Annotated in this window: 12 protein-coding genes; 4 read left to right on the top strand and 8 right to left on the bottom strand. The window is 71.3% G+C overall.

The window, feature by feature from the left end; genetic code table 11:
* Positions 1-2 precede the first annotated feature (2 nt).
* From ABT171_RS18905 to ABT171_RS18895, 3 genes are all read right to left on the bottom strand, one after another.
* Complete coding sequence (locus ABT171_RS18905; RefSeq protein ID WP_351245103.1) at positions 3-1775, bottom strand: serine/threonine-protein kinase; 1773 nt, start codon at positions 1773-1775, stop codon at positions 3-5.
* Positions 1776-1838: 63 nt separating this feature from the next.
* A complete protein-coding gene (locus ABT171_RS18900) occupies positions 1839-2666 on the bottom strand; it encodes a serine hydrolase domain-containing protein (protein WP_351245101.1) in 828 nt (275 codons plus the stop codon).
* 19 nt (positions 2667-2685) lie between these two features.
* Positions 2686-3162 carry a GNAT family N-acetyltransferase gene (locus ABT171_RS18895; RefSeq protein WP_351245099.1) on the bottom strand — a complete coding sequence of 159 codons (477 nt, stop codon included), beginning with the start codon at positions 3160-3162 and terminating at the stop codon, positions 2686-2688.
* A 97-nt stretch (positions 3163-3259) separates the two neighbouring features.
* Here ABT171_RS18895 and ABT171_RS18890 point away from each other — a divergent pair, with 97 nt between their 5' ends.
* Positions 3260-3724, top strand: a complete 465-nt coding sequence (locus ABT171_RS18890) for a MerR family transcriptional regulator (RefSeq protein ID WP_351245097.1) — start codon at positions 3260-3262, stop codon at positions 3722-3724.
* The gene (locus ABT171_RS18885) at positions 3721-4737 is read left to right on the top strand and encodes an aldo/keto reductase (protein ID WP_351245095.1); all 1017 of its coding nucleotides are present in this window, start codon (positions 3721-3723) and stop codon (positions 4735-4737) included. The genes ABT171_RS18890 and ABT171_RS18885 overlap by 4 nt, the downstream gene beginning before the upstream one ends.
* 1 nt (position 4738) lies before the next feature.
* On the opposite strand, the gene ABT171_RS18880 is transcribed toward ABT171_RS18885, so the two are convergent.
* The 3 genes from ABT171_RS18880 to ABT171_RS18870 form a co-directional block, all read right to left on the bottom strand.
* The gene (locus ABT171_RS18880; RefSeq protein ID WP_351245093.1) at positions 4739-5590 is read right to left on the bottom strand and encodes a DUF4429 domain-containing protein; all 852 of its coding nucleotides are present in this window, start codon (positions 5588-5590) and stop codon (positions 4739-4741) included.
* 66 nt (positions 5591-5656) lie between these two features.
* Positions 5657-6874 (bottom strand): alpha/beta hydrolase, encoded by a 1218-nt coding sequence (locus ABT171_RS18875; protein ID WP_351245091.1) that lies wholly within the window; start codon positions 6872-6874, stop codon positions 5657-5659.
* Positions 6875-6957: 83 nt separating this feature from the next.
* Complete coding sequence (locus ABT171_RS18870) at positions 6958-7593, bottom strand: TetR family transcriptional regulator (RefSeq protein ID WP_351245089.1); 636 nt, start codon at positions 7591-7593, stop codon at positions 6958-6960.
* A 66-nt stretch (positions 7594-7659) separates the two neighbouring features.
* Between ABT171_RS18870 and ABT171_RS18865 the strand changes: the two genes are divergently transcribed.
* Complete coding sequence (locus tag ABT171_RS18865) at positions 7660-9303, top strand: MFS transporter (protein WP_351245087.1); 1644 nt, start codon at positions 7660-7662, stop codon at positions 9301-9303.
* A 220-nt stretch (positions 9304-9523) separates the two neighbouring features.
* On the top strand, positions 9524-9829 hold the full coding sequence (locus ABT171_RS18860) for a small hydrophobic protein (RefSeq protein ID WP_351245085.1): 306 nt from the start codon (positions 9524-9526) through the stop codon (positions 9827-9829).
* 147 nt (positions 9830-9976) lie between these two features.
* Here the strand turns inward: ABT171_RS18860 and ABT171_RS18855 are convergent, their stop codons facing one another.
* Positions 9977-10720, bottom strand: a complete 744-nt coding sequence (locus ABT171_RS18855; RefSeq protein ID WP_351245083.1) for a potassium channel family protein — start codon at positions 10718-10720, stop codon at positions 9977-9979.
* A 71-nt stretch (positions 10721-10791) separates the two neighbouring features.
* Positions 10792-13539, bottom strand: a complete 2748-nt coding sequence (gene aceE, locus ABT171_RS18850; RefSeq protein WP_351245081.1) for a pyruvate dehydrogenase (acetyl-transferring), homodimeric type — start codon at positions 13537-13539, stop codon at positions 10792-10794.
* Between the last annotated feature and the right edge of the window lie 150 nt (positions 13540-13689).

Here is a 13689-nt window from a genome sequence, read left to right as displayed (position 1 = left end):
GCTCAGCCCCGGGTGGGCTCCTCCGCGTTGCGCCACAGGGTGATGTCCACCGAGACGTAGTCGCTGGGGTCGCCCTTCGGGGCGGTTCCCTTGAACGTGACCAGCGCGATGTGCCCGGACGAGGTGTGCACACAGAGCTGGGTGCCCGGGGCGAGCTGGTCGAGCGCGACGTCCTCCGCGTACCGGGTCTCCGCGCGGCAGGTCTTCAGCGAACCCTTCTCGGCGTTGTTCAGCAGCACGACCTTCTTGCCCGTGCTGCCCACGCCCTTGCCGTTGGAGGTGTAGTTGTCGTAGTAGAAATCGCCGCTGTCCTCGTACCGGGGACCGACGTCGGAGCTGATCGGCTTCGGGGGCGAGTCCGCGAACCGGACGTAGTAGTTCAGCGGGATGTTGATGCCGCGGTAGCTCACCGGCTTGGGGTCGGGCGCCGGCTTGCCGTGCGCGGAGGAAGTGCCGCCGGACGGGCTGTCCTTGGTGGCGTCCGAGGAGCGGCCGAGGTGGTTCAGCACCGTGGCGCAGCCCGCCGCCCACAGCAACGCGGCCACCGCGGCGGCGCCGATGCCGATCCACCGTCCGACCTTCCGCCGGGCCGGCGTCGGGGCCGGTGGCCGCCAGCCCGGCTGCGGGACGTACGGCGACCGGGGCACGGCCGGCCCTGGATACGGGGGCTGGGGTGCGGCCGGCCCCGGATACGGCGGATGCGGTGCCGCGTGCGGGTGGGCGGGCGTCTGCGGAGCGTGCGGGGCGGTGGCGGTGGGTACCGCGTGGGCCGGCGGGTGATGCGGCGCGACGGCGGTCGGGTTCGGCCGCGTGAGCGGCGCGGTGGGTGGTGCGGTGGGCGGCGCGGCCGTCGGCGCCGCCGCGAGCGCGGCCGACGCCGACACCCGCCGGGTGATCTGTGCGGTGAGCGCCTCCGGAAGCCACGAACCGGACTGCCGCAGCGGTGTGGGCGACGCCTCCTGGCACAGCGCGATGACCTCGCCGGGGGACGGCCGGTCCGCCGGATCCTTCGCCAGGCAGCGGGCGGCGAACGCCAGCGGCTCGGGCAGCCCGGCGAGGTCGGGCTCCTCGTGCACGATCCGGTACAGCACGGCGTGCGAGGGGCCGTCGCCGTACGCACCCTGGCCGCGCGCGGCGAACACGGCGACCTGGCCGAGCGCGAACACGTCCGAGGCGGGCGTGATCTCCCGGCCGGCGGCCTGCTCCGGCGACATGAACGCCGGGGTGCCGATGGAGACGCCGGAGCCGGTCAGCGCGGTCGCGTCGGCGGCGCGGGCGATACCGAAGTCGATCACGCGGGGGCCGTCGGCGGCCAGCAGCACGTTGGACGGCTTCAGATCGCGGTGCACGATGCCGGCGCCATGGATGACCGTCAGCGCCTCCGCCACGCCCGCGACCAGCAGCAGGAGCGTGGGCACCGGGAGCGGACCGTGCTCGGCGACGGCCGCCGCCAGCGAGGGACCGGGCACATAGGCGGTGGCCAGCCAGGGCCGGTCGCCCTCGGTGTCGTAGTCGATGACCGGTGCCGTGTACAGGCCCTGCACGCGCTGTGCGGCCTGGACCTCCTGCCGGAACCGGCGGCGGAACTCCGGGTCCTCGCTCAGCTCCGGCCGGATGGTCTTGAGCGCGATCGGATGGCCGCCGGGCGTGTACGACAGGTATACCGTGCCCATGCCGCCCGAACCGAGCCGTGCCGCCAGCCGGTAGCCCGCCACCGCCTGAGGGTCGCCGCTCTCCAGCGGCCGGAACTGACCGTCGGTCTGAAGCCCGCTCATCAGCGTCCCCCGATGCCTGCGCCTGTGATCGCCTCGTGCACACGGGAGGTTATCCGAAGTTGATCAGTACATGCCGCGGGCCTCCCGCAGCACCGCGTCCGTCAGCGCCGGCCAGGCCTCGACCGCCCAGGGCCCGAACGCCCGGTCCGTCAGCGCGGCACACGCCAGCCCCGCGTCCGGGTCGATCCACAGGAACGTACCGGACTGCCCGAAGTGCCCGAAGGTGCGCGGCGACGAGGAACTCCCCGTCCAGTGGGGCGACTTGGAGTCGCGGATCTCGAAGCCCAGCCCCCAGTCGTTCGGGTTCTGGTGTCCGTACCCCGGCAGCACCCCCTTCGTCCCCGGGTACTGCACGCTCATCGCCTCCGCGACCGTGCGCACATCCAGCAGGCGCGGCGCCTGCACCTCGGCCGCGAAGCGCAGCAGGTCCTCGACCGTCGACACCCCGTCCTTCGCCGGGGAGCCCTCCAGCGAGGTCGACGTCATCCCCAGCGGCTCCAGCACCGCCTGCCGCAGATACTCCGCGAACGGAATGTCCGTCGCCTTGGCGATGTGGTCGCCGAGCTGCTCGAACCCGGCGTTGGAGTAGAGGCGGCGGTCACCGGGGGGCGCCATCACCCGGTGCTCGTCGAAGGCCAGCCCGGAGGTGTGCGCGAGAAGGTGCCGGACGGTCGCCCCGGCCGGCCCGGCGGGCTCGTCCAGCTCGATCGCGCCCTCCTCGTACGCGACGAGCGCCGCGTAGGCCGCCAGCGGCTTGGTGACCGAGGCGAGCGGAAAGCGGTGTCCGGCGGGGCCGTGCGTCCCGAGGACGGTCCCGTCGGCTCGTACGACGCCCGCCGCGGCGGTGGGGACGGGCCAGTTCTCGATCGACGCCAAGCTGTTCAACGACATGGTGCCGAGCCTATGCGGCTCACAGCAGCAGCCGCATCGACGGGTCCGGGTCACGGGTGAAGCCCAGGGAGGCGTACAGCGGCTCGGCCTCCGGGGAGGCGGTCAGCAGCACCTGCCCGGCGCCCCGCTCCCGGAACCAGGCCAGCAGCTCCTCCATGCAGGCGCGCGCGTACCCCCGGCGCCGTGCCTCCGGATCCGTGGCCACGCTGAAGACGTACCCGACCCGCCCCCGCGGGTTGCCGGGCTTGCCGATGCGGTAGTCCACCGTCCCGGCCACCAGCGCGGCCAGTGCCCCCGGCCGGTCCCGACGGTCCACGACGAAGGCCGCGAAGTCCCCGTCCTCCTCGCCGAGCCGCTCCCGCAGCACCGGCAGGGAGTCGGCGTGCCACCCGCCCGCCCGGGAACCACCCGGCCGCCCCAGGGAGTCGATCATCACCTGACGCAACCGCAGCACTTCTTCGGCATCCTCGGGCACGGCCCGGCGTGCAAGACTCATGTGCCGCACGCTAGCCAGGCCCCCCGGCCCGCGTCCTGCGGATTTCTTGCCGGACCCGCTTGCTTCGAGTGCACTCCAAGGTCATAGCGTGGGGGCCATGACGGTGATGCAGACCACGCCAGCGGACACCGCGCCCACGGCCCCCGCCGACATCTGCTCCGCCCCGCCCAGACGCCATCCGCGCGCCGACGGCCAGGACCACTACACGATCAGTGAGGTCGTCGCGTTCACCGGCCTGACCGCGCACACCCTGCGCTGGTACGAGCGGATCGGCCTGATGCCGCACGTCGACCGCTCGCACACCGGCCAGCGGCGCTACCGCAACCGCGACCTGGACTGGCTGGACTTCGTGAGCAAGCTGCGGCTGACCGGCATGCCGGTGGCGGACATGGTCCGGTACGCGGAGCTGGTCCGGGCGGGCGAGAGCACCTACGGGGAACGGCGGGAACTGCTGGAGTCCACCCGCCGCGACGTCCTGGACAGGATCGCCGAACTGCGGGACACGCTCGCCGTACTCGACCGCAAGATCAGTTTTTACGCCACGGAGGGGACCACACGATGACCGACGCCAGGATTCCGACGGTACGGCTCGGCGAGAGCGGACCGGAGGTCGGCGTACAGGGCCTCGGCTGCATGGGCATGAGCTTCGCCTACGGCCCCACCGACGCCGGCCAGGCGCGCGCCGCGCTGGACCGGGCGCTGGAGCTGGGCGTGACGCTGTACGACACGGCGGACGCCTATGGCGCGGGCGAGAACGAGCGGTTCCTGTCCCCCTTCTTCAAGGCGCACCGGGACGAGGTGGTCATCGCCACCAAGTTCGCCCTGTCGATACCGGACGGCGACCCGACCAAGCGGATCATCCGCAACGACGCGCCGTACATCCGCGAGGCCGTCGAGGCCAGCCTGAAGCGCCTCGACGTCGACGTGATCGACCTCTACTACATGCACCGCCGCGATGTGAACGTCCCCATCGAGGAGACCGTCGGCACGATGGCGGAGCTGGTCCGCGAGGGCAAGGTCAAGCACCTCGGGCTGAGCGAGGTCACCGCCGAGGAGCTGCGCGCCGCGCACGCCGTGCACCCGATCGCGGCCGTCCAGTCGGAGTGGTCCCTGTTCAGCCGGGACATCGAGGCGAAGGTCGTACCGGCCGCACGGGACCTGGGCGTCGCCCTGGTGCCGTACTCGCCGCTCGGCCGCGGCTTCCTCACCGGCTCCTTCTCCAACGCCGAACAGGACCTGACGGCCGACGACTTCCGCCGCCAGCAGCCCCGCTTCACCGGCGCCAACGCGGCCGCCAACGCCGCACTCCTGGAGCCCCTGCGCACGATCGCCGAGGCCCATGACGCCACCCCCGGCCAGATCGCCCTGGCCTGGGTCCAGCAGCGCGCCACGCTCGACACCCTGCCGGTCGTCCCGATCCCGGGCACCCGCAAGCCGGGCAGGGTGGAGGAGAACGTGGCGGCGACGCGCATCACCCTCAGCGCCGGGGAACTGGCCCGACTGGAGCCGATCGCGGCGAAGGTGGCGGGTGACCGGTACGCGGACATGACGTTCACGTCCGCGGGCCGGGAGTAGCTCAGAGCTCCGCCAGCAGCTCGGCCTTCTTCGAGGAGAACTCCTCATCGGTGACCAGCCCCGCCTGGTGCAACTCCCCGAGATGCCGGATGCGTTCGGCGATGTCCGCGGGGTCGCGCCGGGACGGGGCCGGTACCACCGGTACCGGCCCCCGGGTGCGTACGGCGGCGAGCACGGCCGCGGCGAACGGCAACGACTCGTGCACCGGCCCGTACCCTAGGCCGAACACCACGGCCGCCGGGTCCTGGTCGGGCTGCGCGGACGGGCCCGAGCCGTCCCGCCGCACCAGCCGCAGGTGCCCCTCGAACACCTCCGGTGACCGCCACTCCACCCCGCTCAGGTCGGCGACCGAGAAGCTCTGGTCGCCGGCCTTCCACTTCGCCGACGACGCCCCCGTCCACGACCAGCGGAACTGCACGGACGTCCCGTCGAAGGACGCCTTGCCGTCGTACGCCTTGAACTGCAGCGGCGCCTCGGGCACCGGCACCAGGAACCGGTCGGCCGGCCCGGACCCGGCCTCGGTCAGCAGCGGCTTCAGCTCGTCCGCGTAGTACTCGGCGAGTGCCTCCCGCTCGGCCGACAGCACCAGCCGGTACGGATCGGAGCCCTCCTTCAGCTGCCCGTCCGCCGCCTCCATCAGCGGATCGGCGCCGGGACGGGGCACCAGCCGCAGGACGACCGTGCCGCGCTTGCCCGGGGTGAGGGTCACGCCCTCGACCGCGGACAGCGGGACGCGCCGTTCCCCGAGCGCCTGCAACAGCTTCGGTGTTCGAATCCCCCGTTCGTAACGGATGAGCACGGAGTCGGACTCGAACTCCCAGACGGCATGAAAACCCGCCAGTACGTCACCCATGCGGCTCATCGTATGCGGCACGTGCTCCTCCGTCGCCACCCGCGCAGACCGCACTTCCTGCTGTTTCTACGCGCGTCCGGCCGTGGTAGTGCCGGGCACACCGGCCCGGCACGCGTCGTTCTTGCGTGCGCACGTCACCGCGCCGTACTTGCCGACCCCGACGCGGGCGAGGTTGCGCAGGCTGTCCGTGCCCGGCTGGAAGTAACCGGCGTGCCCCTGCGCGTCCCGCGCGGACAGCACGCGCGCGCCGAACGCCGCGGACACCGGATCGGCGCCGTGCCCGAGCCCGCCGAGCTCCAGATACGGCACGTCCTGGATCCAGTCCGTGGCGTCCCGCATGGCCCACACCCGGGCCCGGGTGTCCAGGTGGGAGGCGCTGGGGACCCGCATGCCGGGGCTCGCGGCCACCGCTATGTCGGTCACCCGGCGGGGCAGGGCGTGCGCGGCGACCCCGCAGACCACCGAGCCGTAGCTGTGGCAGATCATCGCCACGGGGGCACGGCCGGGCAGGCCGCCCACCAGGGCGTTCAGCCGTACGGCGCCCTCCGCGGCGCGCAGCCCGGTGGCCGCGTCCATGCCGAGTCCGTCGGGGGCGGTGTAGTCGGCCCAGGCGATCACGGCCGTACGCGTGGCGGGGCTCTGCGCGCGCTCCTGCGCGTACAGGGCCCTGGCCATGCCGACCGGGGCGGTGTACGGGCCGGAGGTCTTCTCGAAGGTGAGCAGATCGGTGTCGACACCGGGGACGACGACCGAGATCCGCTGCGCCTCGTCCAGGTTCCCGAACACCTCGGCGACGCGGCCCGAGCCCTCGGGGTCGAAGGCCAGGATCTGCCGGCCGGGGGCCAGCAGGGACTCGTAGCGACGCATGCGACTGCCCGCGTCCTGGTGTCCCGCCGTGCTCAGCCGGCTGTCGTGCATGCGCTTCCGCTCGACCTCGCGCTGCTGCTCCAGCGCGATGCGGTTGGCGCGGTAGCGCAGGGCGGCGGGGGCGCCGTTCATGTTGCCGACCGCGAGCGGGTAGCGGTGGGCGAGACGGTCCTGGTCCTCGGGCGGGAGGGAGGTGAAGAAACGGCTGAGCCGGACCGGCGCGGCCTGGGGGTCCGGCAGGTGGAGACCGTGGATGCTGCCGTGCTCCCACTTGGCGAGCGAGGCCTGCAGCGCGGTCGACTCCCGGTGACTGCGCAGGGCGGTCCAGCCGGTGGTCGCCAGCATCACGAACACCACGGCCAGCGCCAGCAGGGCGCGCCAGACGTTCAGGGGTGGGGAGGTGTCGAAGGAAGTCACTGGGAGGACACACTAGGAGAACGAGAGGGTCTCGGGGTAACCAAGTGGCAGGGATCACGTTTCGCGGAACGTCGAACACCGCGTCAGCGATCTTTTGCGGCGCGCCAGTTTCCGGTCAGTGCGGAACCCACCTGATCGAGGCAGGACGCGGTGAGTTGGCGTATGGCCTCCAGGCTGAAGTCGTCGCCCGTGCACCACTGCCGTTCCGTGACCCTTATCACCCCGCCGAACACGGCCACGGCCAGCCGCGGTCGCGGGTCGGCGTCCACGTCCACGCCCTCGCGCTCGGCGAGCAGGCGCGCGATGGTCTCCTCGGTCGCCGCCGAGCGGCGCAGATGGGCGGCGAGCAGTGCGGGCGTCGACTCGATCGTCCGGTACATGCGCAGATACAGCTCGACCGGCACGGCCGACTCGACGGTCTCGCGGATCGCGTCCCAGCCCTCCAGGACCGCCTGCCGCAGGGCCTCCATCGGCGCCTCGTGCGCGGGCCGCGCCCGTACGGCCGCCACGAAGTACTCCTCGGTCATCGCCTGCACCGCGAACGCCGCGTCCTCCTTGCCGGCGAAGTAGCGGAAGAAGGTGCGCTGGGAGACGCCGACGGCCTCGGCGATCTCGTCGACGGTCGTGTGCTCGTACCCCTGGGTGGTGAACAGTTCCAGAGCGGCTCTCAGCAGCGCCTCCCGGGTGCGTTGTTTCTTGCGTTCGCGGAGTGTTTCCATGGGTGTCAGTTACTGACTCCTGAAATGGTTTGTCAATTGTCAGAGGCTGTCACTAGCCTCGAACGTATGACTAGTCAGACCGCCATCGACGCGACCGGGCCGGGGGACGCTCGCTCGGCAGCCCCGCCCGGGCCGCCGGCCGCCGGGCTGCGCGGCCATCCCTGGCTCACTCTCATCACCGTCGCCGTGGGCGTCATGATGGTCGCCCTCGACGGGACCATCGTGGCCATCGCCAACCCGGCGATCCAGAAGGACCTGGGGGCCACCTTCGCCCAGGTGCAGTGGATCACCAACGGCTACTTCCTCGCCCTCGCGGTCGCCCTGATCACCGCGGGCAAGCTCGGTGACCGCTTCGGCCACCGGCAGACCTTCCTCATCGGCGTGACCGGCTTCGCCGCCGCCTCCGGCGCGATCGGCCTGTCCCACAGCATCGCCGCGGTCGTCACCTTCCGCGTCTTCCAGGGCCTGTTCGGCGCGCTGCTGATGCCGGCCGCGCTCGGCCTGCTGCGGGCCACCTTCCCGGCCGAGCAGCTCAACATGGCCATCGGCATCTGGGGCATGGTGATCGGCGCGTCCACCGCGGGCGGCCCGATCCTCGGCGGTGTCCTCGTCGAGCACGTCAACTGGCAGTCGGTGTTCTTCATCAACGTCCCGGTCGGCGCGCTCGCCCTGCTCCTCGGCCTGCTGATCCTGCTCGACCACCGCGCCCCCCGCGAGCGGAGCCCGCTGAAGGAACACAGCGCACCGCGCTCCTTCGACATCCTCGGCATCGCCCTGCTCTCCGGCGCGATGTTCTGCCTGGTCTGGGCGCTCATCAAGGCTCCGGCGTGGGGCTGGGGCGACGGCAGGACGTGGATCTTCATCGCCGCGTCCGCGGTGCTCTTCGCGGTGTTCTCCTTCTGGGAGACGAGGGTCGCGGAACCCCTCGTCCCACTGGGCCTGTTCCGCTCGATACCGCTGTCGGCCGGTGTCGTCCTGATGGTCCTCATGGCCATCGCGTTCATGGGCGGGCTCTTCTTCGTCACCTTCTACCTGCAGAACGTGCACGGGATGAGCCCGATCGACGCCGGCCTGCACCTGCTGCCGCTCACCGGCATGTTGATCGTCGGCTCGCCGCTGGCCGGCGCCGCGATCACCAAGCTCGGCCCGCGCATCCCGCTGGCCGGCGGCATGGCCGCGACCGCCATCGCCATGTACGGCATGTCGACGCTCAAGGCCGACACCGGCAGCGGTGTGATGTCCGTCTGGTTCGCGCTGCTCGGTTTCGGCCTCGCGCCGGTCATGGTGGGCGCCACCGAGGTCATCGTCGGCAACGCCCCCATGGAGCTGTCCGGCGTCGCGGGCGGCCTCCAGCAGGCGGCCATGCAGATCGGCGGCAGCCTGGGTACGGCCGTGCTGGGCGCCGTGATGGCCTCCAGGGTCGACAGCGACCTGCCGGGCAACTGGACCGGGGCCGGACTGCCGCGGCTGACTCCGGGTCAGCTGGACAAGGCCTCGGAGGCGGTGCAGGTCGGCGTCGCCCCGGTGCCGAAGGGGGTTCCGGCGCCGGTCGCCGCGAAGATCACCGAGGTCGCGCACCACACCTTCATCTCCGGCATGAGCCTCGCCTCCCTGGTCGCGGCGGGCGTGGCGGCGGTCGCCGTCCTCGTCGCGCTGCTCACCAAGCGGGGCGCGAACGCCGAGGCGGGCGCGGGCGTGGGCCACATCTGACGTCGGGGCGGAGTTTCGCCTATCAGGGTGACTCCGCTAAAGATTCCTCGCGCCGGCGCGCGCCGCAGGTCACAGTGGGTCAAGTCCTCCGCAGCGCATGGGAGGACCACCGGGCCGGGGCGCGCTGCCGGAGGGGGGCAGCGCGCACAGGTCTGCCCGCGCGAAACCGGGGTACCCGCACACCGAAGCCGAACTGTCCAGGAACCTCAGGGAGTTGATGATGGCGGGCTTCGGGCACGGAACGCACGGGTACCCCCGGTCACGTGGCCGGACGTGGCAACGGACCGGGCCGGACCGTGCGACGCTCGGGATCATCGGCACGATCTGTGCCGTGGCCGGCTTCTTCGCACTGGGCATCGTCCTGGGACCGGTGGCGATGTTCTGCGGCTGGCAGGCGATGGGCCGCAAGTGGTCCGACGACCGCGACATCCCGGCCCTGGTGGCCCTGGTCCTCGGCGCGATCGACACACTGCTGGCCATCATCGCCCTGGCGGGCGCGGCCACGTGGGGCCACGGGCTCCTTTAGCCGAGGGGTCCTCGCCGACGGGTCCTCGCCGACGGGTCCTCGCCGGGGGGCGTGGCCGGGCGCGTGCAGGGTGCGGGCACGACTGCCCGCACCCTGCACGCGCCCGTGAGCGACCCGCCCCCGGCCGGCCTCAGCACCGGGTGCCGGTCAACTCCGCTGCCGCTCCCGCTCCTCGGCCAACCGGGCCACCTCCGCCCGCAGCAGCCGTACCTCCTCGGCCAGACCCGCGATGGCCTCCGTCTGCCGCCGTTCCTCCACATCGTCCTTCTCGAACCGCGCGATGAACCACGCCGCGATGTTCGCGGTGACGACACCCAGCAGCGCGATCCCGGACAGCATCAGCCCGACGGCGATCATCCGCCCGAGCCCGGTCGTCGGCGCGTGGTCCCCGTACCCCACGGTCGTCATGGTCGTGAACGACCACCACACCGCGTCACCCAGCGTCCGGATGTTCCCGTTCGGCGAGTCCCGCTCGACGGACAGCACCGCCAGCGACCCGAACATCAGCAGCCCGACCACCGCCCCGGCGACATACGTGGTGAGCCGGATCTGTGAGGCCATCCGGGCCCGCCGCCCCACCAGCAGCAGGGTCGAGACCATCCGCAGCAGGCGCAGCGGCTGCAGCAGCGGCAGCACCACGGCGCACAGGTCTATCCAGTGCGTGCGCACGAACTCCCGGCGCCTCGGAGTGATCGCCAGCCGTATCAGGTAGTCCACCGCGAACGCGGCCCACACCACCCACTCGGTGCCGGTGCAGACGACCGTCACGGACCGGCTCGCGGGGTTGTCCACGATCGGTACGGCATAGGCGACGGCGAACGCCACCGCCAGCGCGAGCAACGGACGCTGGGTGAGCCGCTCCCAACGCGTCTGTGCCGACTGATCGTTCATGACCGCAATGGTAAAGAAAAAGCAACGAGGGCGGTGCCACCGGCACCGCCCTCTGTCAGAAACGCGGCGCGTTACGCGTCGCCACCCGCGACCCCCGGATCCGCCGCCGACACATCCAGCAGCTGGTACCGGTCGATGGCCTGCTTGAGCGCGGAGCGGTCGATCCTGCCCTCGCGCGCCAGCTCGGTCAGCACCGCGACGACGATCGACTGCGCGTCGATGCGGAAGAAGCGGCGGGCCGCGCCCCGGGTGTCGGCGAAGCCGAAGCCGTCCGCGCCGAGCGACTGGTACGTGCCCGGCACCCACCGCGCGATCTGGTCCGGAACCGACCGCATCCAGTCGGACACGGCCACGAACGGCCCCTCGGCGCCGCTGAGCTTCCGCGTCACGTACGGCACCCGCTGCTCCTCCTCCGGATGCAGCAGGTTGTGCTCCTCGCACTCCACCGCCTCACGGCGCAGCTCGTTCCAGGAGGTGGCCGACCAGACGTCGGCGCGTACGTTCCAGTCCTCGGCGAGGATCCGCTGCGCCTCCAGCGCCCAGGGGACCGCCACGCCGGACGCCATGATCTGCGCCGGGATCGAGCCCGCCGTACCCTCGCCGATCTTGTGGACGCCCTTGAGGATGCCCTCGACGTCCACGTTCGCCGGCTCGGCCGGGTGCTGGATGGGCTCGTTGTAGACGGTCAGGTAGTAGAAGACGTCCTCGCCGTGGGGGTGCTCCGCGTCCGAGCCGTACATCCGGCGCAGGCCGTCCTGGACGATGTGCGCGATCTCGTAGGCGTACGCCGGGTCGTAGGCCACGCACGCCGGGTTGGTCGAGGCGAGCAGCTGCGAGTGGCCGTCCGCGTGCTGCAGCCCCTCACCGGTCAGGGTCGTACGACCGGCGGTTGCGCCCAGTACGAATCCGCGCGCCAGCTGGTCGGCCATCTGCCAGAACTGGTCACCCGTGCGCTGGAAACCGAACATCGAGTAGAAGACGTACACCGGGATCAGCGGCTCGCCGTGCGTGGCGTACGCGGAGCCCGCCGCGATCAGGGAGGCCGTGCAGCCCGCCTCGGAGATGCCGTCGTGCAGCATCTGGCCGGTCGGCGACTCCTTGTAGGCGAGCAGCAGGTCCCGGTCGACCGCCTCGTACTGCTGGCCGAGCGGGTTGTAGATCTTCGCACTCGGGAAGAAGGAGTCCATGCCGAACGTGCGGTACTCGTCCGGCGCGATCAGCACGAACCGCTTGCCGATCTCCTTGTCCCGCATGAGGTCCTTCAGCAGCCGGACGAACGCCATGGTCGTGGCGATGGACTGCTGGCCGGTGCCCTTCTTCACCGTCGCGTACGCCTTGTCGTCCGGCAGGGCGAGCGGCTTGGAGCGCACGACGCGGGTCGGGACGTACCCGCCGCACGCCTTGCGCATGTCGTGCATGTACTGGATCTCTTCGGTGTTCCGGCCCGGGTGGTAGTACGGCGGCAGGCCGGAGTCCAGCTCCTTGTCGGAGATCGGCAGGTGCAGCCGGTCCCGGAAGCGCTTGAGGTCGTCGACCGTCAGCTTCTTCATCTGGTGCGTGGCGTTGCGGCCCTCGAAGTTCGGGCCCAGCGTCCAGCCCTTGACCGTCTTGGCCAGGATGACCGTCGGCTGGCCCTTGTGCTCCAGGGCCGCCTTGTACGCCGCGTAGATCTTCCGGTGGTCGTGGCCGCCGCGGCCCAGCATCAGGATCTGGTGGTCGGTCAGGTTCTCGACCATCGCGCGCAGCCGGACGTCGTCACCGAAGAAGTGCTCGCGGATGTAGGCGCCGGACTCGGTGGCGTAGGTCTGGAACTGGCCGTCCGGCGTCGTGTTCATCTTGTTGACCAGGACGCCGTCCCGGTCCTGCGCGAGCAGCGGGTCCCAGGAGCGGTCCCAGATCAGCTTGATCACGTTCCAGCCGGCGCCCCGGAAGACCGACTCCAGCTCCTGGATGATCTTGCCGTTGCCGCGCACCGGGCCGTCCAGCCGCTGCAGGTTGCAGTTGACGACGAAGGTCAGGTTGTCCAGGCCCTCCCGGGCGGCGATGGACAGCTGGCCGAGCGACTCCGGCTCGTCCATCTCGCCGTCGCCGAGGAACGCCCACACATGCGACCTGGAGGTGTCGGCGATGCCGCGCGCCTGCATGTAGCGGTTCATCCGCGCCTGGTAGATCGCGCCGAGCGGGCCCAGGCCCATGGAGACCGTCGGGAACTCCCAGAAGTCCGGCATCGAGCGCGGGTGCGGATAGCTGGACAGGCCGTTCGGGTACTTCGACTTTTCCTGGCGGAAGCCGTCGAGCTGGTCCTCGGTGAGCCGGTCGAGCAGGTACGCGCGCGCGTAGATGCCCGGGGAGGCGTGGCCCTGGAAGAAGACCTGGTCGCCGCCGTCGCCCTCGTCCTTGCCGCGGAAGAAGTGGTTGAAGCCGACGTCGTACAGCGAGGCCGAGGAGGCGAAGGTGGCGATGTGGCCGCCGACGCCGATGCCGGGGCGCTGGGCGCGCGAGACCATCACGGCCGCGTTCCAGCGGGTCGCGTTGAGGATCCTGCGCTCGATCTCCTCGTTGCCCGGGAAGAACGGCTCCGCCTTGGTGGGGATCGTGTTGACGTAGTCCGTGCTGCGCATCTCGGGCACGGCCACGCGCCGCTCGCGGGCCCGCTCGATCAGCCGGAGCATGAGGTAGCGGGCCCTCTCCCGGCCGCGCTCGTCCACGGCGGCGTCGAGGGAGTCGAGCCACTCCTGGGTTTCCTCGGGATCGAAGTCAGGAACCTGACTCGGAAGGCCGCCAATGATGATCGGATTGCGATCGGATCCGGAAGCCACGCTGTTCCTTACCTGTCAGAGGGCCGGTTTTTTGCATCTGCCTACACCGTTCCCCATCGTGTACCTCGGGACGGCGTACGTCATCTCCTCGGTGTCCATCGGTCTCTTCGCCGGTCAAAACGCAACGATACGCCCGGGGTGTGACACTCT

This window comes from Streptomyces sp. NPDC001851 (genome assembly GCF_040297165.1).
In the GTDB taxonomy this organism is placed as follows: domain Bacteria; phylum Actinomycetota; class Actinomycetes; order Streptomycetales; family Streptomycetaceae; genus Streptomyces.
The sequence above is the reverse complement of the archived record's forward strand: the minus strand, read 5'-3'. Positions and strand labels throughout refer to the sequence as shown.

Coding starts and splice junctions, on each gene's coding strand:
- ABT171_RS18855 (WP_351245083.1), bottom strand. CDS start 10,720: ATGAACGATCAGTCGGCACAGACGCGTTGGGAGCGGCTCACCCAGCGT.
- ABT171_RS18865 (WP_351245087.1), top strand. CDS start 7,660: ATGACTAGTCAGACCGCCATCGACGCGACCGGGCCGGGGGACGCTCGC.
- ABT171_RS18870 (WP_351245089.1), bottom strand. CDS start 7,593: ATGGAAACACTCCGCGAACGCAAGAAACAACGCACCCGGGAGGCGCTG.
- ABT171_RS18860 (WP_351245085.1), top strand. CDS start 9,524: ATGGCGGGCTTCGGGCACGGAACGCACGGGTACCCCCGGTCACGTGGC.
- ABT171_RS18890 (WP_351245097.1), top strand. CDS start 3,260: ATGACGGTGATGCAGACCACGCCAGCGGACACCGCGCCCACGGCCCCC.
- ABT171_RS18900 (WP_351245101.1), bottom strand. CDS start 2,666: ATGTCGTTGAACAGCTTGGCGTCGATCGAGAACTGGCCCGTCCCCACC.
- ABT171_RS18895 (WP_351245099.1), bottom strand. CDS start 3,162: ATGAGTCTTGCACGCCGGGCCGTGCCCGAGGATGCCGAAGAAGTGCTG.
- ABT171_RS18885 (WP_351245095.1), top strand. CDS start 3,721: ATGACCGACGCCAGGATTCCGACGGTACGGCTCGGCGAGAGCGGACCG.
- ABT171_RS18880 (WP_351245093.1), bottom strand. CDS start 5,590: ATGGGTGACGTACTGGCGGGTTTTCATGCCGTCTGGGAGTTCGAGTCC.
- ABT171_RS18905 (WP_351245103.1), bottom strand. CDS start 1,775: ATGAGCGGGCTTCAGACCGACGGTCAGTTCCGGCCGCTGGAGAGCGGC.